Below are 21,865 nucleotides of genomic sequence, written 5' to 3' on the forward strand. Positions count from 1 at the left end.
CATGACGGCCCGTCATACATGACCGTAGGACGAATGCGCGCGGGCCGCATTCGGAGGAGTGCGAACGGGGCAATCCGCACCTCACCCGATCGGGTAGAGCGGGTGAGGCAGCGGGTGCAATCCGGTGCCGCCGGGATGCGGAGCGGCCCCGGGGTGCCGACCGTGGCCTGATGAACACTCAGCACCCGCGCGCACAGGGTCTCGACGGCTTGCGTGCGCTGGCCGTGACGGCGGTCGTCGTGTACCACGTGCACGCACCGTGGCTGCCGGGCGGCTTCCTCGGCGTGGACCTCTTCTTCGTGCTCTCCGGCTACCTGATCACCAGTCTGCTCGCCGCCGGCCACTGGCGGGGCGGACGCCTTCGGCTCGTCGCCTTCTGGCGGCGGCGCGCCCTGCGGCTGCTGCCCGTGCTGTGGCTGGTCCTGGCGGTCACCGCGTGCGCGGCGACGCTGGTCGGCGGGGACGGCCGGCGCGACCTGCGGGGGGCGGTGGCGGCCGCGCTCACCTACCGCAGCAACTGGTGGCAGCTCGGACGGCACGACATGTACTTCGCGCAGTTCGGCGCCGAACCGCCACTGCGGCATCTGTGGTCGCTGGCGGTGGAGGAGCAGTTCTACGTGGCGTGGCCGCTGCTGCTCTGGGCACTGATGGCGGTCGTGCGCCGGCAGTGGGCGCAGGCGGCGATCGCGGCGGTGCCGGCCGCCGCGTCGTTCGCGGCCATGGCGGCGCTCTACGTGCCGGGCACCGACCCCTCCCGGGTGTACTACGGCACGGACACGCACGGCGGCGGTCTGCTGCTCGGCGCGGCGGTCGCGCTCGTGCTCCCGCTGTCCCGGGCCGGGACGATGCGCCGGGCCGGATACGTGCGGGCCATCGACGGGCTGGGCGTGGCGGGCCTGGCCGTACTGGCCGCGGCGGCAGTGCTGGTGTCCGGGACCTCGGCCTTCGTGTACCGGGGAGGCCTGGTGCCGGTGTGCCTGGCGGCGGCCGCGCTCACGGTGGCGGCGGGCGGGCCGGGAAGGGTCGCCCGGCTGCTCGCGTGGCGGCCGCTGGCCTGGACCGGGCGCCGCTCGTACGGAATCTACCTGTGGCACTGGCCGGTCCTCGCCTGCCTGGTCAACGCAGCACCGGAAGCGCTGAGTTCGCCCTGGGCACGGTGTGCCGCGCTCACGCTGCCGGTGGCCCTCGCGGCAGCGTCGTACCGCGTGCTGGAGGAGCCCTTGCTGCGACTCGGCCTGCGCGGGTACGCCGAGTTGTGCAGCACGTTCCTGCGCCGGGCGTGGGGCGCCCGTCCCCGGCTGGTGCTGGGAGCGGCGGCCGCGGTCGTCGCGGCGGCGGGCGTGGCGTACGTCGGCGTGCTCCGGGCTCCGTCCGGCGGCGGCCTGCAGTCGCAGATCGCGTCGGGCGAGCGGGTGGTCGCGGCGGCGTCCGCGCCTGCGGCACGGCCTGCCGAGCCGCTGAGTGCGATGCGCCCGGAGCGGCGGGATGACGGGCCGGGCACCACGAGCGGCGTTCCGGACGTGACCGGCGCCGACATCACGGCGGTGGGCGACTCGGTGATGCTGGCCTCGGCGGATGCGCTGCAGGAACTGCTTCCCGGGATCGCCGTGGACGCCGTGGTGGGCCGTCAGATGAGCTCCGCCCCTGCGGTCTTGCAGCGGCTGCGGGACGCCGGGCGACTGCGTCGTGTGGTGGTCGTCGGGCTCGGGACGAACGGGGACGTCACCCCGGAGGTTCTCGACCGGGTGGTGCGCATCGCCGGTCCCGGACGGCGGGTCGCGTTCGTGGACGTCCAGGCGCCCCGGTCCTGGGAGGCCCGGGTGAACAGCGCGCTGCGGAAGGCGGTACGCCAACACCCTGGATCCGCGCTGGTCCCGTGGCGGGCCGTGATCGCCGGGCACCCTCAGCTGCTGTGGGGGGACCGCATCCATCCGCGCCCCGAAGGCGCACGGCTGTATGCGCGGACGCTCTCCACCGCCGTAGCAGGACGTTTCTGACGAGTCGTCCGCGCGGCCTGCGTGCGTGCGGGCTTCTGACGGCACATCGGCTGACGGCCGGTCGGCCGCACATCGGGACAAGATCCTCTGACAGGGGGTCACCCGTTTGACGATCTCTTCACATTTTTCTGACACGGCTCCAGACATGTCGCTGACCTGCGGCAACCGCGATCGGCCGACAGGCCTGATGCCCCGTCCGGAGCAACGCGGCAGACCGTGCCAAGGTGCGGCCGCATCCCGGTCCTCGTGCCATGGGAGCAAGGACGCGGTCGCAGTTCGTGTCACGGGAAGCCAGTCCCACCTGCCCCGTCCGCAAGGAGGTTCTCCCTATGCGTGCTTCACGCATCATGGCCGGGGCGGCGATGACCGTAGCCGCTGTCGTCCTGCCAACAAGCGCTATCGCGGCCCCTGGCGTCGGGCTCTCCAGCTACCGGGTCTCCCCCGGTGACCTCGTCACGGTCACCGTCGCCAACTGCGTGAGCGACACCGTCATCACCACCAGCATCCCCGAGCGTCCCACCGTGGCGGTCAGCGGGACCGGCGGCGGCGCCAGCTTCACCGTCCCGTCGGCCACGCCCCCGGGCACGTACAACGTGACCGTCGACTGCACCGAGCCGACCGGCCAGGACACCGGCCCGAGCGTCGTGCAGCTGACCGTTCGCGCCATCGACGGCAACGCCAACGGCCCGGGCGGCGCCAACGGCAACGGCAACGGCGACAGCCGGGGCGACAACGGTGGCCGTGGCGACGACCGCGGCGACGACCGGGGTGAGGGCCGCGGCGACGACCGCGACCGCGGCGACGACCACGGTGACCGCGGCGACGACCGGGGCCGTGACCACGGCGACCGGGGCTACGGGCGTGGCGGGCACGGCGGTTACGGACACGGCCGCGGCGGCTACGGCGACAACTGCGACTCGTGGTGGGGCGGTGGCCGTGACGGCTACGGCCGCGGCGGCGAGGGCGGCCGGGGCGGCGACGGCGGTTACGGCGGCGGCCGCGGGGACGACCGTGGTGACGGCGGTGGGCGTGGTGACGGCGGCGGCCGCGGCGACGACGGTGGGCGCGGCGACGGCGGCGGCCGCGGCGACGACGGTGGGCGCGGCGACGGCGGCGGCCGCGGCGACAACGGCGGCCGCGGCGACAACGGCAACAGCTCCGGCGCCGGCTTCAACAACTCCGGCAGCCAGGGCCTGAACGACAACCTCGCCGCCCAGGGCGCGGGCACGGATCTGGCCGACGGCCGCAACATGGACGACAACGGCGGTGGCCGCGGCGGCGAGGGTGGCCGCGGCGGCGACGACCGCGGTGACTTCGGTGGTCGCGGCGGCGAGGGTGGCCGCGGCGGCGACGGCGGTTACGGCGGTGGTCGCGGCGGCGGTCGCGGCGGCTGCTGGGGTGGCGGTGGCGGCGGCGGCATCGGTGGTGGCATCGGCGGCGGCGGTATCGGTGGTGGCGGCCCGATCGGCGCCCCGAACACCGGTCTCGGCGGTTCGATCGGCATGAACACCCCCGAAACCATCGTGGGCGGCGCGCTGCTGGCCACGGGTGCCGGTGCCACCTTCTGGGTGCTGCGCCGTCGCCGTACCAACGGCGGCAAGGCCTGATCATCGCGGACCTCCGCGATCCGGGCATACCGCCCTGCCCCCGGGCCGCCCCAGTGGCGCCCGGGGGCAGACGTGTGTCCTGGCTCTCACTCGCCGCCCCGCGGATGGCATCATGCCGATCACATCGGCACGGCGCACGGACACGGAACGGCGGGCACAAGTGGTGAGCACGGACGAGGCGCGGGGCACGACGGCGGATGTCGGCGCCGTGGCGGCCGCGGGCGAACGGCGCCGCGAGCAACGCGGCTGGTACTTCTACGACTGGGCCAATTCGGTCTTCTCCACCAGCGTCATCACGGTCTTCCTCGGCCCCTATCTCACCGACATCGCCGAGGCCGCCGCCGACCCCGACGGTTTCGTCCGCCCGCTCGGGATACCCGTGCGCGCCGGCGCCTACTTCGCGTACGTCGTCTCCGCCTCCGTACTGCTGTCGGTGCTGGTGATGCCGCTGGCCGGGGCGATCGCGGACCGTACCGGCCGCAAGAAGGCGCTGATGGGGGTCTTCGCCTACACAGGGGCCGCCGCGACCACCGCCATGTTCTTCGTGGGCGGTGACCGCTATCTCCTGGGCGGCGCACTGCTGATCGTCGCCAACGTCGCCTTCGCGGCCTCGGTCGTCCTCTACAACGCGTTCCTGCCGCAGATCGCCGAGCCCCACGAACGCGACGCCGTGTCGTCGCGCGGCTGGGCGTTCGGCTATGCCGCCGGCGCACTGATGCTCGTCGCCAACCTGGCGCTCTTCCTCGGCCACGACGCGGTCGGCGTCACCAAGGGCATGGCTGTGCGGATCTGCCTCGCGTCAGCGGGGCTGTGGTGGGCGGGCTTCACGATCGTGCCGCTGCTGCGGCTGCGCGATCGCGTCGACGGGGCGGCCGGGGCGGCAACGGTGGCCGCGGCCGGAACCGTCAAGGCCCGGTCCGGGGCGCTGCGCCAGGGCTGGCGCCAGCTCGCCGACACCGTGCGGGACATGCGCCGCTATCCGCTCACGCTCGGCTTCCTGCTGGCGTACCTCATCTACAACGACGGCATCCAGACCGTGATCTCCCAGGCGTCCGTCTACGGCTCCGAGGAACTGGACCTGGACCAGACCACGCTGATCGCGGCGATCCTGCTGGTGCAGGTGCTGGCCGTCTTCGGCGCCCTGCTGCTCGGCCGGCTCGCCGCGCGGTACGGGACCCACCGCACGGTGCTCGGCTCACTGGTGGCATGGACGATCACCCTCGCGGCCGGCTTCTTCCTGCCCGCCGGCCGGCCGGTGGGCTTCTTCCTCCTGGCGGCGGCTATCGGCATGGTGCTGGGCGGCAGTCAGGCGCTGTCACGGTCCCTCTTCTCCCACCTCGTGCCGCGCGGCAAGGAGGCCGAGTACTACTCCGTGTACGAGGTGAGCGACCGCGGGACGAGCTGGCTCGGGCCGCTGCTGTTCGGGCTGACCTACCAGCTCAGCGGCAGCTACCGGGACGCGATCATCTCGCTGGTGGTCTTCTTCGCGATCGGCTTCGTGCTGCTGCTGCGGGTGCCGATGCGCCGGGCGGTGACGGCCGCCGGTAATCCGGTCCCCGAGACGATTTAGTCCCTCGGAGTGCGACGCGGTAGTGTACGCCGTTGGTTCGACGGATGGACCGTTACTGCGCGCTAAAGATATCAGAACGCAGGGTGACATCTTTCGTGAGATGTGACAAAACGGGCGCCGATGGGTACAAAAAGGGGCGGCACGACGGCCGACGCACCTCCCGATACGGGAATCTTCACCGCCGACCGGACGTTGACCGGATGACGACGACAGCGACACCTGTCCTGTGGGCGACACAGCCCGGGAGGCACGATTCATGAGTGAGCGAGCTCTCCGCGGCACGCGACTCGGGGCGACAAGCTACGAGACCGACCGCGGCATCGATCTGGCGCCTCGCCAGACCGTTGAGTACGCATGCCGGAACGGCCATCGATTCGAGATGCCGTTCTCGGTGGAGGCCGAGATTCCGCCGGAGTGGGAGTGCCGGGCCTGTGGCCAAGTGGCACTTCTGGTCGACGGAGAGAGCCCGGAGGAGAAGACGAGCAAGCCCACGCGTACGCACTGGGACATGCTCATGGAGCGGCGTACGGTGGAGGAGCTGGAGGAAGTTCTGGCCGAACGGCTGGCCGTTCTCCGCTCGGGCGCGATGAACATCGCCGTTCATCCGCGCGACAGCCGCAAGAGCGCCTGACAGAAGGTAGCGGGCCCGTGAGGGGCGGGCCCGGTCCGACGTGCGCCCCGGGCGAACGTGGCCTCAGAGCCGCGTCCCGGGGTTTTCGTTGTCCTCACCCGGTCCGCGGTCCACGACCTCGCCCTGGATGACCTTGCCGTCCGGGCGGTGGATGCGGATCTGCGTCTCCGCGTCGCGGGCCTGCTGGAACAGGTCGCCGAGCGAACCCTGCTCCTGGGACCGGGCGGCGACCCGGCGCTCCAGCGCGCGCCCGCCGATGCGGGTCAGCAGCGAGCGGGTGGGCGGGAAGAGGAAGAGCAGACCCGCCACGTCCGAGATCAGACCGGGCACCATCAGCAGCAGGCCACCGGTCAGCAGCGCACCCGCGCCGCCCTTCCCCTTGCCGGCCGTGCCGCCCTTGGAGTTCCCGGTGCCCCCGGCCTGCCCGGCGTCGTCGGGCCGGGCCGCGTTCGCGTCCTGGCCGGGCGGCGTCGCCGCGCGCACCGCCTCGCTCAGCGACCGCCAGGCGCTGCGGCCCGCATTGCGTATCGCCAGCCCGCCGAGGACCAGTCCCGCGACGAGCAGCAGCAGGACCGTGAAGCCGCCGGCCGCCCTGCCGACCAGGATCAGCAGCCAGATCTCCAGCAGGGCGTACGCGGCCACGGCCAGGGGAATCAGCCGTCGGCCGCGGGAACGCCCCTGCTGTCGCTGCTGCTGCGGTCCACCGGACCCGCCGGGCGGCGGGGTGCTGATCGTCATACGCCCCATTGTGCCTGGTCGCCGCCGAACGCCCGGAGGATCCCGGTCAGCTCTTCCGCCGGGCCTCCGTGTACCGCCGCACGCGGGACCCCACACCCCAGGCGGTGACCCGCCACAGGGCCTCCACCACGATGTCCCGGCTCATCTTGCTGTCGCCGCGCTCGCGCTCGACAAAGGTGATCGGCACCTCGACGACGTGGAAGCCGGCCTTCACCGCGCGCCAGGCCAGATCGACCTGGAAGCAGTACCCCTGCGAGGCGACCTCGTCCATGCCGAGGCCGAGCAGCGTCTCCTTGCGGAAGGCACGGTAGCCGCCGGTCACGTCGCGCAGCGGCACGTCGAGCAGGAAGCGGGAGTACGTGCTGCCGCCGCGGGACAGGTACTCGCGGGACTTGGGCCAGTTGACCACCCGGCCGCCGGGAATCCACCGTGAACCGAGCACGACATCGGCGCCCTTGAGGGCGGTCAGCAGCCGCGGCAGCTCCTCGGGCTGGTGGGAGCCGTCGGCGTCCATCTCGACCAGTACGCCGTAGCCCTGGTCGATGCCCCAGCGGAAGCCCGCGAGGTAGGCGGCGCCGAGGCCCTCCTTGCCCTTGCGGTGCAGCACGTGCACGTGGTCGTCGACGACGGCCAGCTCGTCCGCGAGCTTGCCCGTGCCGTCGGGGCTGTTGTCGTCGGCGACAAGGACGTGCGCCTCCGGTACGGCAGCCCTGACCCGGCTCACGATCGGCTTGATGTTGTCGGCCTCGTTGTACGTCGGAATGATCACGAGGACCGTGCCGAGCGGCCCGTAGGCGCTCCCCGGGGCCGTACCACGGGTGACCCCACCGCCAACGCTCACTGCTGCTCCTCCATTTCCTTGCTGCCTCGCCTGCCCAGCACGAACACGGCGACGCACGACAGGAGCCCCACCATAGCGAGCGCCCATTCGGGAGCGTCGCCGACGTGGTCGGCGACGGTCAGTTCGTCCCGCAGCGGCAGCCGGGCGCTCAGCACGTCCTGCGTGAACTCCTGTGTCCGCTGCTCGATCCGGCCGTCGGGGGCGACCACGGCGGTGATGCCGCTCGTGGCGGCCGTGACGACGGCACGGCCGTGCTCCACCGCCCGCAGCTGCGACATGGCCAGCTGCTGCTCGGGCTGGCCGGTGCGCCCGTAGGTCGCGTTGTTGGTCTGGATGATCAGCGCGCGGGCGCCGGCGGCGACGGTGTCGTGCACGATGCCGTCGTAGGCCACCTCGAAGCAGATCACGTCGCCGAGCCGGGCCGGGCCGATCCGCAGCACCCCGGAGTGCTTGCCGGGGTAGAAGTCGCGCGGGATCTGGTCCAGGCGCTTGATGACCTTCGTCAGCTCCTGCCGGAAGGGCACGTACTCGCCGAAGGGGACGGGGTGCTGCTTGGTGTACGAGGCGCCGGGACCGGTCACCGGGTCCCAGACGATGCCCTCGTTCTGCACGTGCGTGGCGTCCGGGCCGTCGACCAGCGCGCCGACCAGCACGGGGACGCCGACGGCCTGGACGGCCTTGGTGATCAGCGCGTAGGCCTGCGGATCGGCGAACGGGTCCATGTCGGAGGAGTTCTCCGGCCAGATCACCAGGTCCGGCTTGGGGGTGCGCCCCGCCTTGACGTCCGCGGCGAGCTTGAGCGTCGCCTCGACGTGGTTGTTGAGGATCTTCAGCGGACGGCCGAGGAAGTGCAGACCCGGCTGCTGGACGTTGCCCTGCACGATGGCGACCCGGACGCTGTCGTCCGCCTTCGTCGGGACCGGTACGGCCCAGCCCGCCGCGAAGACGGCGACCGCCGCCACGGCCGACCCGGCCACGGGCAGGAACCGGCGCCGGCCGAAGACGACCGGGCCGGTGCGCAGCCGCCACACGGCGACGGCGGCCGCGGCCAGCAGGGAGCCGCACAGCGCCACGGCGAAGGTCACCAGCGGGGCCCCGCCGAGTGCCGCCAGGGGTGTGAACGGCGAGGAGGTGTTGGCGAAAGCCAGCCGGCCCCACGGGAAACCCCCGAACGGCAGCCGGTCCCTGGCCAGTTCCTCGGTCACCCACAGGCAGGCGCCCCACAGCGGCCAGGCCCGCAGCCGTGACGTCACAGCCAGGCCGGCGCCCAGCAGCGCGACGAAGGCGGCCTCGATCACCGAGAGGCCGACGACGGCGTCGTAGCCGATCACCCGCAGCCACAACAGCAGCCACAGGAAGAACGGCAGTCCGAAGGCGAACCCGAGCCACGCCCCCTGGCGGCCGGTACGGCCCCGGGTCAGCAGCGCCAGGCCGGACACCGCCGCGATCGACAACGGCCAGAGCCCGTACGGCGGGAAGGCCGCCGCGAGCGCCAGGCCGCACACCGCCGCGAGCGCCGACCGCCGCGCGTGCCGGCGCACGGAACGCCGCATGCGGACCAGCCGCCCGGGCGCACCGGCGGCCGCCGCCGGGAGGGCCTCATCGGTCGTCGCCGTCGGCTCGGCGGTCGCCGTCGCGGCGTCGGAACGCGATCGCACGTTCGCGGCCTTCCTGCAGGTGGGCACTGTGTGAAGTGACGGTACCCCGGATGGCGGCCCCCGCGGACCCCGGGCAGGCAAAGCGGGCGGCGGGACCGGGCCCGTGACGGAGCGGCAGGAGACGCCGAAAGCGGAGCGGCGGCCTCCCGGCGGCCCGGGAGGGGGAGGAGGGCTCGGGAGGGGGAGGAGGGCTCGGGGCCCGGAGCGCCCTTCGGGCCGACCTGGGACCCGCTGGCTGCGGATCGGCGACAAGGCCGTTGTCTACTGGGCGTCCGGGCCCCTCCCGGTCACACCTGCCGGCCGGGCGAGCCCGTTCCGTACCGCGGGCGCTGGACCTGGCTTCCAGTGGCGGGTGCCGGTGCGGCACGACGCCCCGTGGCCCAGCGGCGGTCGCCGGACGCGTGGAGGCCTCCGGTCGGACGTCCGGTGGTGGACCCGGCCGAACCTACTCGCCCCCGACCGTCGCCTGTCAACAGCCGTTTGACCTGCGCGGATTGACCAAATCAGCAGGTCAAGCGCGGGCCGTGGACCGTGCCATGCCATGCCCAGGGAGAACCGTTCGGCCGCATCGCGCGGGGTCGCGTCACTCGTTCGGCCGTGCGAAGACCGTGCGACCGCCGACGACCGTCCGCAGTGCGGTGGGCAGAGGCAGGTCCGGGCTGAGGTCGGGCAGGCCCGGGGTGCCGGAGCGCGGGTCGGTGGACCAGTTGGCGACGCGGTCGTCGGGTGCCTGGACGACGAGGTCGCCTGCCTGCCAGATGACGTAGTCGGCGGGCGCGCCAGGGACGAGGACGCCCGCGTCGTCACGGCCGGCGGCGCGCCATCCGCCGCGGGTGTGGGCGTTGAAGGCGCCCCGCGCGGAGATGCGGTGGTCCAGGGTGCGGTGGAACGCGGCGGCGCGGACCGTTCCCCAGGGGTCGAGCGGCGTGACGGGGCTGTCGGAGCCGAGCGCCAGCGGCACCCCGGCGCGGGTCATCGCCGCGAAGGGGTTCAGCGTGCGGGCCCGGTCCGCGCCGAGGCGCCGGGCGTACATGCCGTCCTCGCCGCCCCACGCCGCGTCGAAGGCGGGCTGCACCGAGGCGACGAGCCCCAGTTCCGCGAAGGCGGCGATGGTGTCCTCGGTCATCATCTCGGCGTGCTCGACCCGGTGGCGCAGCGCGCGCACCCGGTCGAGCCCGACGCGCCCGGCGGCCTCGCGCACGCCCTCGGCCACAGCGGCGACCGCGGCGTCGCCGATGGCGTGGAAACCGGCCTGCACGCCCGCCGCGGTGCACAGGGCGACGTGCTCCGCGACGGCGGCGGCGTCGAGGTACCCGGTCCCGCCGGTGCCGGGAGCGTCGGCGTACGAGGCGTGGAGGCAGGCGGTCCTGGAACCGATCGAGCCGTCCACGAACAGATCGCCGCCCGCCCCGATCGCCCCCAGGTCCCGGAGGCGCTCCAGGTCCTTGGGGCCGGTGACGGCCTCGGCCCAGTAGCCGAGGACATACGGGCCCGGCTCCTCGGCCGCGAGGCGCAGCAGCGCGGTCAGGTCGTCCTCGGAGGAGATCTCGGGCCCCGCGCACTCGTGGAGGGAGCCGATGCCCAGCGAGGCGGCGTGCGTGAGCGCGGCACGCTGGGCGGCGGTGCGCTGCTCAGGGGTGACGGCGGCGTACGCGGCGCGGCGCACCGCGTGGTGCGCGTCGCGGGTGAGCGGCCCGGCCGGGTGGTGGCCTGCCATCGCCTCGACGCCGGGCACCAGTGCCAGGAGTGCGGTGGTCACGGCCGCGGAGTGCACGTCAGCGCGGGTCAGGTACAGGGCGCGGCCGCCGGTCGCGGCGTCGAGCTCGGCGCGGTTCGGCGGGCGCTGCTCGGGCCAGCGGGACTCGTCCCAGCCGTGGCCGAGCAGCACGCGGTGGCCCGGGTGGGCCCGCGCGTGCGCGCCCACCCGGTCCAGTGCCTCTTTGAGGGTGCCGGACCCGGCGAGATCAAGACCGGTCAGGGCCAGGCCGGTCGCGGTGCTGTGCACATGGGCATCGGTGAACGCCGGGGTGACCAGCGCGCCGGCCAGGTCGACGACCTCGTCCACGCCTTCCGCGAAGGAGTCCGCGGCGCCCTCTGAGCCGAGCCAGGCGACCGTGCCGCCGTCGACCACCATGGCGGTGGCGAAGGGGTCGGCGGGGCTGTAGACGTTGCCGCCGCGCAGCAGCACGGTACGGGGGGTGGTCGGCTCGTTCGTGGTGTGCGGCACTGGTTTCGCCTCGCGGGGTGGTGCGGTGTGGGAGTGCTTCGGTGGGGCCGGGCTCAGACGCGTGGCGGCCGGGCCTCGTAGGGGGTGGAGAGCACGACCGTGGTCCGGGTGGAGACCCCGGCCAGGGTGCGGATCCGCGCCAGCAGGTGCTCCAGCTCGATCGGGGTGGCCACCCGGACCTTGAGGATGTAGTTCTCCTCGCCGGCCACGCTGTGGCAGGCCTCGATCTCCGGGACCTCGGCGAGCCGGTCGGCGATGTCGTCCGGAGCACTGGGATCGAAGGGCTTGACCGAGATGAAGGCGGTCAGCGACAGGCCCACCGCTTCGGGGTCGACGATCGCGGCGTACCCGCGGATCACCCCGCGCTGCTCCAGGCGGCGGACCCTCTGGTGCACGGCCGAGGTGGACAGGCCGGTGGCCTTGCCCAGGTCGGTGTAGCTCATGCGCCCGTCGGCCACGAGAAGTTCCACGATTTGCCGGTCCAGCTCCTCCACGACGCAAGAACCTACAGGGTCCATGGTCGTCCGCGACATCCGGCCCGGTTCCCCGCCGTACGTCCCGGGCGGACCGTTTCACGGGCAATTCCCGCGAACCTCCTGTTTCCGGCATCCGTGACGGGGAACCTGATCCGGAGCCGGACGTCCACGGAGGTGATGGCGATGCCGGAACGTCAGGGAAGGCCACCAGGTGCCGGCGACGCGTCCTCCCGGCAGGGCCCGGGGGTGCCGGACGTGCGGGAGGACCGGGGCGGCTCCCCCGCCGCCGTGGAACTGGACGAGCTGCTGCGCTACGAGCACGAGCACGCCGGTCGGCCCGCCGTGCTCCGTATGCTCCGGGCTCGCCGCGAACGGCTCCGCGACCAACGGCTCCGCGGCGAGGAAGGCGACGGCCGCTGACCTGTCACGCCGTGATGCGCACGCAGAGCAGGCAGGTGTCGTCACCCGGATCGGCCAGGCCGAGCGCCTGGGTCAGGCTCAGGGCCACCGTGGCGCAGTCGGTGCCGGCTACCGCCTCGGCCGTACGGCTCAGGCGTTCCAGCCCTCGTCAAGGTCCTGGCCGCGCCGTTCGACCAGCCCCGTCGGTGAACAGGAAGAGGCGGTCGCCACCGCGCAGCTCCGCCGTCGACTGCCCGTAGGCACTGTCGTGACTCGCCCCGAGGATGCGCCCGTCGGGCTGGGCCAGGAAGACCGCGTGACCGCCGCGCAGGTGGAGGATCGGGAGATGCCCGGCGCGGGCCCTGGTGAGGATGCCGGTGGCGGGCCGGTAATGGGCCAGGAGCATCGTCGCGGTGGCGGTGCCCGTGCTCATCAGCACGCGGTTCAGACGTTCCAGGACGCGCTGCGGGGGTGTGCCGCTCAGCGCCATGGCCTCGGCGCCGTAGCGCAGTTCGGCCATGGTGGCGACGGCCTCGATGCCGTGGCCCGCCACGTCCCCCACGCCCAGCAGGGCCGAGCCGTCGGGGAGCTCGACGGCGGTGAACCAGTCGCCGCCGATCGGGATCGAGGTCTCGGCGGGCAGGTAGGACACGACGCAGTTGAGTCCGGGCAGGTCGAAGGAATGGTCGGGCACCGGCAGCAGCGCGTTCTGCGGACGGCGGGCCAGCACATGCTCGGCGTTCAGGCTGCGCTGCTGGGTGCTGAACGCGCGCTGCGCCTCGTCGAGGGCGATCTGCTCGTGCCGCTGTGCGGTCAGGTCCTGGTAGAAGCCGTGGACCGCGACCGGCCGGCCCAGGGCGCCGACCACGGCCTCGGCGACGAAGCGCAGATGGCGGGTGCCGTGCGGAGTGCGGATACGGAAGGGCACGTCGACCGGCTGCCCCCCGCCGAGCACGCCTGCGCGGCGGCATTCCCAGGCGCTCCATGAGCACGCCCCTGGCCCGCTCCACCGCGTCCCGGCCGGGGATCGTCCGCTGCTGCTCGGCGGCGGTACGCGGCTCCTGCCGGCCACCGAACGCGGAGCCGTGTGCGTCGTGGCTCACCTTGCGAGCACCGCACAGCCCGGTCCCCCCGGGGGCCGCCGCTCGTTCGGCCCTTGCGCACCGGGGGGATGCGCACATGCCCGTACCGGGCGGCGGCCCGGAACGAGAGGGGTTGGAAGCATCTCCTCCGGGAAGCCGAACCACCGACGATTCCCCGAAAGGAGAGACCACATGGGCACCATCAGCGAATTCGTCGACGTCGACGTCCCGCTGCACACGGCGTACAACCAGTGGACGCAATTCGAGGAATTCCCGCAATTCATGGAGGGCGTGGAGCAGGTGACCCAGGTCGACAACCGCCACAACCACTGGGTCACGAATGTCGCGGGCTCCCGCCGGGAATTCGACACCGAGATCGTCGACCAGCTCCCCGACGAGCGCGTGGCATGGCGCACCCTGTCCGGCGACGTCAGGCAGCGCGGCGTCGTCACGTTCCAGCGGCTCGACCGGACGCGCACGCGCGTCAACCTCGCCATGGAGGTCGAGACCTCAGGGCTCGCGGAGATGGCCGCCGACGCGCTCGGGGTGCTGGACCGGCGCACCCGCGGCGACCTGCGGCGCTTCAAGGACTACATCGAGGAACGCGGCAGCGAGTCCGGCGGCTGGCGCGGCCGGGTAGCGCCGGGCGGATGACGGTGCGACCGTGGCGCCATGACGGACCTGGACGCGGTGGCGGACGAGCTGTACGCGCTGGCGCCGGAGGAGTTCACCGCCGCCCGCGACGAGCGCGTCAGGAACGCCCGCCGCGCCGGGGACCGTGCCCTGGCCGCCCGCGTCGCGGCGCTGCGCCGGCCCTCTCTCGCGGCATGGGCCGGGAATCTGCTCGTCCGTGAGCACGCCGACGATGTCGCGGCGCTGCTCGGTCTCGGCGAGTCCCTGCGGCGGGCTCATCGCGAACTCGACGGCGGGCAGTTGCGGGCGCTCGGCCGGCAGCAGCGGGCACTGGTCGACGCCCTGGGCCAGCAGGCCGCCCGGCTCGCGGCAGACGCCGGGCGGCCGCTGGCGGAGGCCACCCTGGACGAGGTCCGCGGCACCCTGCACGCCGCCCTCGCCGACCCCGGCGCCGCGCGGGCCTGGGCGACCGGGCGCCTCGTGCGGCCCCTCAGCGGCACCGTCGACTTCGACCAGGCGGTCGGCGGCGCCGTTCCGGGGGCGGGAGCGCCGGCCGGGCAGATGGACGGGCACATGGACGGGGTGGGGGCCGGGGACACCGTCGTTCCCCTGCGGTCGCGGCCGCACGAGGCGGCCAAGCGCCGCCGGCTGGACGAGGCCCGTCGCCATGCCGAGCGCGCCCGCAACGAGGCCCTCGCCCGCGACACGGACCTCGCGGCCGCCCGTACGGCACTGGACGCCGCGGAGTCCCGGCTCGGCGAGCTCGGCGACGCCGTGCGGCGCGCGGAGGAGGACCGGCAGCGCGGCGCCGCCGACCGCGAGCGGGCGCTGGGCCGGGTCGCGGACGCCGAGAAGGCGGCGTGTGCCGCCGCCGGTCAGGCGGCCGCCGCGTCGGCCCGCGTCGGCGAGCTGACGGCGGAACTCGCCGGCCCCGGAGCGGGCCCCGGCCCCGGCCCCGGCTCCGGCGGGTAGACGCACGGCCATGACCACCCCCGACGAGAACGCGCCCCCGCCGCGCCCCGCGACGGCTCCGGAGCCCGGCAGGACCCTCGGGGTCGAGGAGGAGTTCCTGCTCGTGGACGCCGGTAGCCGACGGATCGCGGGCCTGGCCGGCGCGGTGATCGAACGGGCCCGGAGGACGCCTCCGCCCGCAGCCGACGCCGTACTCCAGCGGGAGCTGTCCGCGGCGCAGATCGAGGCGGCCACGGGTGTGACGACGGACCTGCGGGAACTGGTCCGGCAGCTCGACACCGCGCGCCGCACCCTGGCCGCCGCCGCCCGGGCCGAAGGCGGTCGCCTGGTGTCGACGGGCCTGCCCGTGCTCGACGGGACGGCCCCCGTGAGCGGCGGCGAGCGCTACGCCGCGATCGCCCGGCTCTACGAGCACCAGGCCGCCGGATATCTGGCCTGCGGCTGCCATGTGCACGTCGGGGTGCCCGACCCGGAGACGGCGGTCGCGGTGGTCAACTGGCTGCGGCCGTGGCTGCCCACGCTGCTCGCCCTGTCCGCGAACTCCCCCTGGGACCGGGGCCGGGACTCGGGGTACGCGAGCTGGCGGGTCATGGACCAGGCGCGCTTCCCCGGGTCGGGGATCCCGCCCCGGTTCGGCTCCGCGGCCGAGCACGACGCGGAGGTGGCGCGGCTCGTCGAGTGCGGCGTCCTCGTGGACCCCGCGATGACCTTCTGGCTCGCCCGGCCGTCGCCCCATCTGCCGACGGTCGAGGTCCGGGTCGCCGACGCGCTCGGCACGACGTGGGAGACGGCACTGCAGGCGGCCCTCACCCGGGCCCTGGTCTCGACCGCCCTCGCCGACCTCGCGGCGGGGCGCGAAGCGCCTCCGGTACCTCCGCAGCTCGCCTCCGCCGCCCTGTGGACCGCGGCGCGCTTCGGCCTCGAGGGCCCCGCCGTCGACCCGCTGCACGAGACCCGCGTCCCGGCCCGTGCGCTGCTGGACCGTCTCCTGGCACGCCTGGCGCCCGCCCTGGAAGCCACCGGCGACCTTCCCTTCGTCCGTGGCGCCCTCGGCGCCCTCCACCGCCATGGCACCGGTGCTGCCCGCCAACGCCGTGCCACCGCACCGTCCGGCCCCACCGCGGCTGTCGACATGCTCGCCGCCCAGACGGAGGGCGCGCCCTTGCCCGGCCTGCGGGCACATGCCTGCCGGGTGCCGGGTTTGTCCGGGGCCGGAGAGGAAAGCCGCTCCCCATGAGGCTCGTCAGGCGCGCCCCGGGCACGTGCGATGCCCCGGCTCCGGGCCGCGGCCGGCAGGTGCCGCACGGCCCCGGTGAAGCGCGCGGACCGGGCGCGGTCCGCCGTGCCGTCGACGTCCGCCTCGCGCGGACCTGAGCAAGGGAGGCCCGTCATGCGCCGGGACGTCCTGGGGATCTATCTGAACGACCATCTGGCGGGCTCGACCGCGGGCAGGAACCTCGCCCGCCATCTCGCCGAACACCACCGCTCCTCGCCGTACGGCGGCGAGCTGAGCCGCGTCGCCGACGAGATCACGGAGGACCGGCAGGCCCTTCTCGGCCTGATGGACGACCTGGGCGTGCCGGCGCACCGTCACAAGGTGTACGCCGGATGGGCCGCCGAGAAGGGCCGCCTGCTGAAGCTCAACGGGCGCGTGACGCGCCGTTCCGGGCTGAGTACGGTGATCGAACTGGAGACGCTCCGGCTCGGCATCGAGGGCAAGACGCTGCTCTGGCGTACGCTGCTGTCCCTCACGCCGCACCGGGCCCTGGACGAAGCACAGCTGAAGGGCTTGCTGGAGCGGGCCCGTGAGCAGGCCGACACGGTGGAGGTCGTGCGTCGCCACGCGGCCGTCGCCGCCTTCCGCTGATCGCCGAGGTGTGTGATGGCCCGACCCGGGGTGTGGTGGACGCTGCGGCATCCGCTCCGGGCATGGCGCCGCTCCACGGGGCACCGGGTGATGCGCCAGGGCGGCGAACTGGAACTGCTGCACCGGGCCATGGGATTCGCTGCGCTGGGCATGGTGACCCTGGTGCCGCTGCTGATCGTGGTGGCGGCCGCCGTACCGTTCCAGCAGGCCGGGTTCGCGCAGTGGATCGTCGACGGGATGGGGCTGTCGCCGACCCCGTCGGAGGCGGTGCGCAAGCTCTTCGCCGCGCCGCGCAGGGTGTTGAGCAGTACCAGCGTGCTGAGCCTTGTGCTGCTGGGTCTGTTCGGTCTGTCCTTCGCGGCCGCCGTCGAAGTGGGATACCTGCGGATCTGGGAGCTGCCGCCGGCACCGTGGCACCAGTTGTGGCGCCGTGCGGTGTGGCTGGTGGCGCTGACCGCGTACCTGTTCGCGGAGGCGCAGAGCGGCACGGTACTGAGGGAGGGCCTGCCGGCCGCAGTCGTGCGGGTGGCACTGACGCTCGTGCTCGGCGTCCTGTTCTTCTGGTGGGCGCAGCACTTCCTGCTGGCCGGGCGGATCAGCTGGGGAGTGCTGCTTCCGGGGGCCATCCTCACCGTGGCGGGCCTGGTGGGCCTGCGGATCTTCTCGTCGCTGGTGTTCTCCCCGCTGATCGTGACGAACGCCGTCTCCTACGGCGCGGTCGGCACGGTGCTGATCGTCCAGTCGTGGCTGATCGGCGTCGGGTACGTCGTCTTCGGGGCGTGTCTGCTGGGCCGGCACCTATCCGGGCCGAATGAGAGGTTTTCCCCTCATTCCGGAGGGCAGGCGAAGGACGAGAACGAAGCTGCCGACGCCTCGGAAGGAGACCCCCATGGGCGCCGAGAAGAAGACCAAGAACACCGGTCAGAAGATAAAAGGCCAGGTCGAGGAGACCGCGGGCAAGGCCACCGGCAATGACCGGCTGAAGATGAAGGGCAAGGCCGACCAGGTCAAGGGTGACGCGAAGCAGGTCGTCGAGAAGTCGAAGGACACGCTCGACCCGTGAGGCGGCCCGGCGACCGTACGGCGCCATGGGCCGGCGACGCGCGACGGCGCGTCGCCGGCCCGCGTCCGCCGCCGGAGGCTACGCGCGGGCGGTCCGCAGATAGAAGCGGACGCTGGTGCCGTCCGCGCCGGTCCGTGTGCGGACCAGATCGGCGAGGTGATGCACCAACAGCAGTCCGCGCCCGTTGGGCAGGCCGCGGACCGCGGGGCGGCGCCCCGCGAGCGGGTCGTCCAGTCGGCCGGCGTCGGCGACCTCGCACACCACGTCCCCGTCCTCTGCCCACACCTCCACGGTCCCGGAACCGCCCCCGTGCACCACGCTGTTGGTGATCAGCTCCCCCGCGGCCAGCGAGAAGTCGCCGAGCCGCTCCCCCGTCAGACCGAGTCCGCGGGCCCGGTCGGTCGCGGCGTGCCGGGCGTCGGTGAGGCGCTCCGCGTCGAAGGGATCGGGGGCGGAGCCAGGCGGCGGGGGCGGGAGGCAGTTGTACGCGGCGACCACGCGGTCCGGCGCGTACGTCGCGCTGCGCGACAGGCGTCCGCCGTCGACGATGACAGGGTGCGTGGCACGGGCGTCGGCAAGCGCGGTGGTGTCCAGGCGCGCGGCGTCGTAGGGGCAGAGGATCGTCACGGGGCGGCCGGCGAAGGCCAGGTTGATCAGGGCCTCGTGCTGGGCGCAGGCGGGGTACTCGGTGGCGGAGCGTCCCGGCCAGACGGGCTCGCCGACGATCCGGACGCGGGCGCCCGGGTGCTCGTCGGCGAAGGCGCCGAGCACGCCGGGGATGATGCGGCCCGGATTGCGGCCGGCCTGCTGCATGTCGAGCCAGCGGACCTGGTCCGCCCGCGCTCCCAGCTGGGCCCGCAGCAGCTCCAGTCGGGCACCGGGCACGGCGACGGCGACCGGTTCGCCGCTGTACAGCCCCTCCAGCACGAAGGGGACCGTGCCCTCCATGTACTCGCGCATACTCCGGTAGAACAACGCCGGATGCACGAACGGCCCGGTGTGGGAAGCCTCGTTCCGCACCTCGCCACCTTTCGCCGCCCCCGGCGACCCTACCAACCGCTCACGCGCGGCGGGCGCGGCAAGCCGGGTCCGCGGGCTCCCTCGACGGCTGCGCGGGGCGTGATGTGGGCATCGTGCCCGGCCGGACGGCCTCCCCCTTTCGCGCGGACGGCCGAGCCCCGCGCTGACAGGCAGCCGAATGGCTGCCTTTTCTGGACGGCGGGGCATGGACGACGCGATCTCCAAGGCACTGGCGGACGCCGGCCGGCGCAGGCTGCTCGACAGCCTCAACGCCCGCGGCGGGCAGACCCTGCGGAAGCTGTGCGCCGGGCTGGAATGGCCCGGCAGTCGGTCAGCGATCACCTCGCCGTCCTGGAGGCGGCGCACCTGGTGACAACAGCCCGCCGCGGCCGCGAGAAGCTGCGCTTCCTCGACGCCGCCCCCGTCAACGCCGCCGCCGAGCGGTGGATCGACCAGTACGCCCGCGAGAGCGCCCGCACTCTCGCGCACCTGCACAGGGCATTGGAGCTGCCGGCGATGAGCGAGAGCGCGTTCGTCCGCACGACCTACATCCGCACGACGCCGGAACGCCGCTGGCAGGCGCTGACGGATCCGGCCTTCACACGTCGCTACTGGGGCGTGGCCTTCGGGACCGCTTGGCGGCCGGGGTCGCCCATGGTCTGGGAGGAGAAGGGCGCACGCACCGCCGATCCGGAGCAGGTCGTCCTGGAGTCCGAGCCGTACCGGAGGCTGTCGTACACCTGGCGCACCTTCACCCCGCGATGGGCGGGGAACGCCGGCGGGGACGCGGACGTGCCGGCCCGACTGGTCCGGGAGCGGCGCTCCCAGGTGACCTTCGAGATCGAACCGCTCGGCGACACGGTCACGCTGACCGTGGTCCACGAGGCCACGACCCCGGCGGCACCGTGCTCGACATGGTCCGGCACGGCTGGCCCGCCCTCGTCTCGGGCCTCAAGACCCTGCTGGAGACGGGCGAGACGCTGGCGGAGCCGCGCTAGACGCGGCCACACCGTGGGACGGGTCGTCCGGGGGTGACCGCCGCACACGCACGACGGTCACCCCGGGACGCAGGCTCGAAGATCAGCGAGGACATCCACACACGTGGCAGGTATTCAACTCGAAACCAAGCTCCTCGATGGTCGCCGGACTACGGGGTTCAGCGGACTCCCGCGCTGCGGAAGCACGATGTTGCCAGCGCGGAACACATCAACGGAAGTCTGCGTGTACGTCCGCGCGGCGAAGGATGTCTTCGCCGAGTCGCCACCGATCGCTGTCGCGGACGTGGCGCGTCCTCTGCCCGGCCCTGATGACTTCCGCGAGCCGCCGCAGCTGTGCAGCGCCGAGGTTGTCGGCCATCTCCTTGGCCAGCCGCATCGCGTGATACTCCTCGAACGCACTGTGCGAGTCCTCGATGGCCCCAAGTACTGCGTCAAAGTTCCGCAGCTCCCGCCTGGCCTGCATCATGGCCAATGCCGTGATGCGCTCCTCGTCGCTTCCTTCCTGGAGCCAGCGGAGCACCTGGGCGGGCTCGAACTCCCGCTCCCCGGCAAGTCGCCGAGCCTGACTCATCACATCTTCCATCGCACGCGTGCGCTCCCGGCCGGCGTTCATCGAACTTCGGACGGAACGGTAATTGGCAGCAATGGGACCGGCCGCCTCCAACAACGCCTGGGCTTCCGAGCGCAGTTGCGCAGCCTCCGTAGTGTCGCCGCGTTGCTCTGACTCTTCGGCCAACCACAGTCTCTCCGCTGCCGCGGCGCGCAGCCTGAGGGTGGCACCTCCGACCTCGAAGCTCTCGATGCGATTACCGAGAAGCCCGAACACCAGCAGCACGCCGCCGAATATCAGCAACACGGCTGCACCGGTCCCGTTCTGCGTCACGAAGACCGCGAGCACCCCGGTCCCAAAAGACAGAGCGCCCAAGAGACCCGTCAGCACCTGCAGGACAGGTGTGAACGGACCAGAAATGGGTTGTCTTTCCACCGGCTTCTCCTCAAGAAGTGAACTACAGCTCGCCAGCTGCGGACCTCAGGAAGCTACCGCGGCCCGGGCCCAATGACGGTGCGGCAAGGCGAACAAGCAGCGTCAAAGCAGTAATTGCGGGGTCTACGCCCCCAGCCGGGAGCGCAGGAACGCGAGCGCCGCCTCGTCGTCGTCGATGGCGCCGCCCTCGTGGCCGTTGTAGGGCCAGACGTCGATGGCCTTGGGGCCCGCGTAGGCGTTGTACGCGGCGAAGACCGTCGAGGGCGGGGTGATCTCGTCCATCAGGGCCGCCGAGAAGCGGGCGGGGACGCGGGCGCGGGCGGCGAAGTTGACGCCGTCGAAGTAGGCGAGGGTGCGGTGGACGCGAGCGGCGCTGCCGCGGTGCACGGCGAGGTAGCGGCCGATCTCGCGGTACGGGTCGGCGTCCGTGACGACGACGGCGCGCGGGAAGTCGCACAGGAACGGCACGTGCGCGACCAGGGCCGCGACGTCGGGGACGAGGGCCGCGACCGCGAGCGCCGTGCCGCCGCCCTGGCTGGCTCCGAGGACCGCCACGCGGCCGGCGTCGACGGAGGGCAGCGTGCGCACCGCGTCGACGGCGCGCACGGCGTCCGTGAACAGCCGCCGATAGTAGTACTGGTGGGGGTCCTCGATGCCGCGGGTCATCATGCCGGGGGCCTGGGGGCCGGACGGGCCGGAGTCGGGGGTCGCACCGCGGCTCCAACCGGAGCCCTGGCCACGGGTGTCCATGTGGAGGTGGGCGAAGCCCGCGGACGCCCACAGCAGCGACTCCAGGGCGTGTCCGCGGCCGCCGCCGTAGCCGACGTAGGTCACGATCGCGGGCAGCGGGCCCTCGGCGCCGTGCGGGAGCCGCAGCCAGGCCCGTACGGGCTCGCCGCCGAACCCGGGGAAGGTGACGTCGAAGACGCGCAGGGTGCGCAGGCCGGTGTCGACCGGCTCGACCGTGACGGCGCCGGGTGCCGCGGCGGCGCGCGCCGCCGCGAGCGTGGCGTCCCAGAAGTCGTCGAAGTCGTCCGGGGCGGTCTGGGTACTGCGGTGGGCCCGCAGTTCCGGCTCGGGCAGGTCGGTGAACAAGGGTGC

General features: G+C 73.4%; 22 protein-coding genes. 13 read left to right on the top strand and 9 right to left on the bottom strand.

Features of this window, described 5'->3' with window-relative positions:
* Nucleotides 1-170: 170 nt before the first annotated feature.
* The 4 genes from RV983_RS04720 (at nt 171) to RV983_RS04735 (ending at nt 5,805) form a co-directional block, all read left to right on the top strand.
* A complete protein-coding gene (locus tag RV983_RS04720; RefSeq protein WP_475984499.1) occupies nt 171-1,997 on the top strand; it encodes an acyltransferase family protein in 1,827 nt (608 codons plus the stop codon).
* Between the two features lie 329 nt (nt 1,998-2,326).
* Complete coding sequence (locus RV983_RS04725) at nt 2,327-3,604, top strand: hypothetical protein (RefSeq protein WP_475984500.1); 1,278 nt, start codon at nt 2,327-2,329, stop codon at nt 3,602-3,604.
* Between the two features lie 112 nt (nt 3,605-3,716).
* The gene (locus RV983_RS04730; protein WP_475984501.1) at nt 3,717-5,174 is read left to right on the top strand and encodes an MFS transporter; all 1,458 of its coding nucleotides are present in this window, start codon (nt 3,717-3,719) and stop codon (nt 5,172-5,174) included.
* 256 nt (nt 5,175-5,430) lie between these two features.
* Nucleotides 5,431-5,805: an RNA polymerase-binding protein RbpA gene (locus tag RV983_RS04735; protein ID WP_475984502.1), complete on the top strand. Its 375-nt coding sequence runs from the start codon at nt 5,431-5,433 to the stop codon at nt 5,803-5,805.
* A gap of 63 nt (nt 5,806-5,868) precedes the next feature.
* Here the strand turns inward: RV983_RS04735 and fxsA are convergent, their stop codons facing one another.
* The 5 genes from fxsA to RV983_RS04760 form a co-directional block, all read right to left on the bottom strand.
* Complete coding sequence (gene fxsA, locus RV983_RS04740) at nt 5,869-6,543, bottom strand: FxsA family membrane protein (RefSeq protein WP_475984503.1); 675 nt, start codon at nt 6,541-6,543, stop codon at nt 5,869-5,871.
* 46 nt (nt 6,544-6,589) lie between these two features.
* The gene (locus RV983_RS04745; RefSeq protein ID WP_475984504.1) at nt 6,590-7,384 is read right to left on the bottom strand and encodes a polyprenol monophosphomannose synthase; all 795 of its coding nucleotides are present in this window, start codon (nt 7,382-7,384) and stop codon (nt 6,590-6,592) included.
* Nucleotides 7,381-9,042 carry an apolipoprotein N-acyltransferase gene (gene lnt, locus RV983_RS04750; RefSeq protein ID WP_475984505.1) on the bottom strand — a complete coding sequence of 554 codons (1,662 nt, stop codon included), beginning with the start codon at nt 9,040-9,042 and terminating at the stop codon, nt 7,381-7,383. Before lnt ends, RV983_RS04745 begins: the two co-directional genes overlap by 4 nt.
* Nucleotides 9,043-9,625: 583 nt before the next feature.
* Complete coding sequence (locus RV983_RS04755) at nt 9,626-11,176, bottom strand: amidohydrolase (RefSeq protein ID WP_475990219.1); 1,551 nt, start codon at nt 11,174-11,176, stop codon at nt 9,626-9,628.
* A gap of 146 nt (nt 11,177-11,322) precedes the next feature.
* The gene (locus RV983_RS04760; RefSeq protein ID WP_384297657.1) at nt 11,323-11,763 is read right to left on the bottom strand and encodes an Lrp/AsnC family transcriptional regulator; all 441 of its coding nucleotides are present in this window, start codon (nt 11,761-11,763) and stop codon (nt 11,323-11,325) included.
* 165 nt (nt 11,764-11,928) lie between these two features.
* Here RV983_RS04760 and RV983_RS04765 point away from each other — a divergent pair, with 165 nt between their 5' ends.
* Nucleotides 11,929-12,165: a DUF8129 domain-containing protein gene (locus RV983_RS04765; RefSeq protein WP_475984506.1), complete on the top strand. Its 237-nt coding sequence runs from the start codon at nt 11,929-11,931 to the stop codon at nt 12,163-12,165.
* A 148-nt stretch (nt 12,166-12,313) separates the two neighbouring features.
* Here RV983_RS04765 and RV983_RS04770 read toward each other — a convergent pair whose 3' ends face one another.
* The gene (locus RV983_RS04770) at nt 12,314-13,072 is read right to left on the bottom strand and encodes a PP2C family protein-serine/threonine phosphatase (protein WP_475984507.1); all 759 of its coding nucleotides are present in this window, start codon (nt 13,070-13,072) and stop codon (nt 12,314-12,316) included.
* Between the two features lie 346 nt (nt 13,073-13,418).
* Here RV983_RS04770 and RV983_RS04775 point away from each other — a divergent pair, with 346 nt between their 5' ends.
* From RV983_RS04775 to RV983_RS04800, 6 genes are all read left to right on the top strand, one after another.
* A complete protein-coding gene (locus RV983_RS04775) occupies nt 13,419-13,880 on the top strand; it encodes an SRPBCC family protein (RefSeq protein ID WP_475984508.1) in 462 nt (153 codons plus the stop codon).
* A gap of 18 nt (nt 13,881-13,898) precedes the next feature.
* Complete coding sequence (locus RV983_RS04780; RefSeq protein WP_475984509.1) at nt 13,899-14,831, top strand: hypothetical protein; 933 nt, start codon at nt 13,899-13,901, stop codon at nt 14,829-14,831.
* 10 nt (nt 14,832-14,841) lie between these two features.
* On the top strand, nt 14,842-16,068 hold the full coding sequence (locus RV983_RS04785; protein ID WP_475984510.1) for a carboxylate-amine ligase: 1,227 nt from the start codon (nt 14,842-14,844) through the stop codon (nt 16,066-16,068).
* Between the two features lie 153 nt (nt 16,069-16,221).
* A complete protein-coding gene (locus RV983_RS04790) occupies nt 16,222-16,698 on the top strand; it encodes a hypothetical protein (RefSeq protein WP_475984511.1) in 477 nt (158 codons plus the stop codon).
* Between the two features lie 15 nt (nt 16,699-16,713).
* The gene (locus tag RV983_RS04795) at nt 16,714-17,673 is read left to right on the top strand and encodes a ribonuclease BN (protein ID WP_475984512.1); all 960 of its coding nucleotides are present in this window, start codon (nt 16,714-16,716) and stop codon (nt 17,671-17,673) included.
* A complete protein-coding gene (locus RV983_RS04800) occupies nt 17,627-17,761 on the top strand; it encodes a CsbD family protein (protein WP_319658357.1) in 135 nt (44 codons plus the stop codon). The genes RV983_RS04795 and RV983_RS04800 overlap by 47 nt, the downstream gene beginning before the upstream one ends.
* A 78-nt stretch (nt 17,762-17,839) precedes the next feature.
* Here RV983_RS04800 and RV983_RS04805 read toward each other — a convergent pair whose 3' ends face one another.
* Entirely contained in the window at nt 17,840-18,781 is a 942-nt protein-coding gene (locus RV983_RS04805; protein WP_475984513.1) for an anti-sigma factor RsbA family regulatory protein, read from the bottom strand.
* Nucleotides 18,782-18,986: 205 nt separating this feature from the next.
* Between RV983_RS04805 and RV983_RS04810 the strand changes: the two genes are divergently transcribed.
* Together RV983_RS04810 and RV983_RS04815 are read left to right on the top strand one after the other, a co-directional pair.
* The gene (locus RV983_RS04810; RefSeq protein WP_475984514.1) at nt 18,987-19,154 is read left to right on the top strand and encodes a hypothetical protein; all 168 of its coding nucleotides are present in this window, start codon (nt 18,987-18,989) and stop codon (nt 19,152-19,154) included.
* A complete protein-coding gene (locus RV983_RS04815) occupies nt 19,151-19,816 on the top strand; it encodes an SRPBCC domain-containing protein (protein ID WP_475984515.1) in 666 nt (221 codons plus the stop codon). Before RV983_RS04810 ends, RV983_RS04815 begins: the two co-directional genes overlap by 4 nt.
* Nucleotides 19,817-19,987: 171 nt before the next feature.
* Here RV983_RS04815 and RV983_RS04820 read toward each other — a convergent pair whose 3' ends face one another.
* Together RV983_RS04820 and RV983_RS04825 are read right to left on the bottom strand one after the other, a co-directional pair.
* A complete protein-coding gene (locus RV983_RS04820) occupies nt 19,988-20,764 on the bottom strand; it encodes a hypothetical protein (RefSeq protein WP_475984516.1) in 777 nt (258 codons plus the stop codon).
* Between the two features lie 123 nt (nt 20,765-20,887).
* Complete coding sequence (locus RV983_RS04825) at nt 20,888-21,859, bottom strand: acetylxylan esterase (RefSeq protein WP_475984517.1); 972 nt, start codon at nt 21,857-21,859, stop codon at nt 20,888-20,890.
* Nucleotides 21,860-21,865: the final 6 nt, after the last annotated feature.

It is taken from the genome of Streptomyces sp. RLA123 (genome assembly GCF_056270165.1).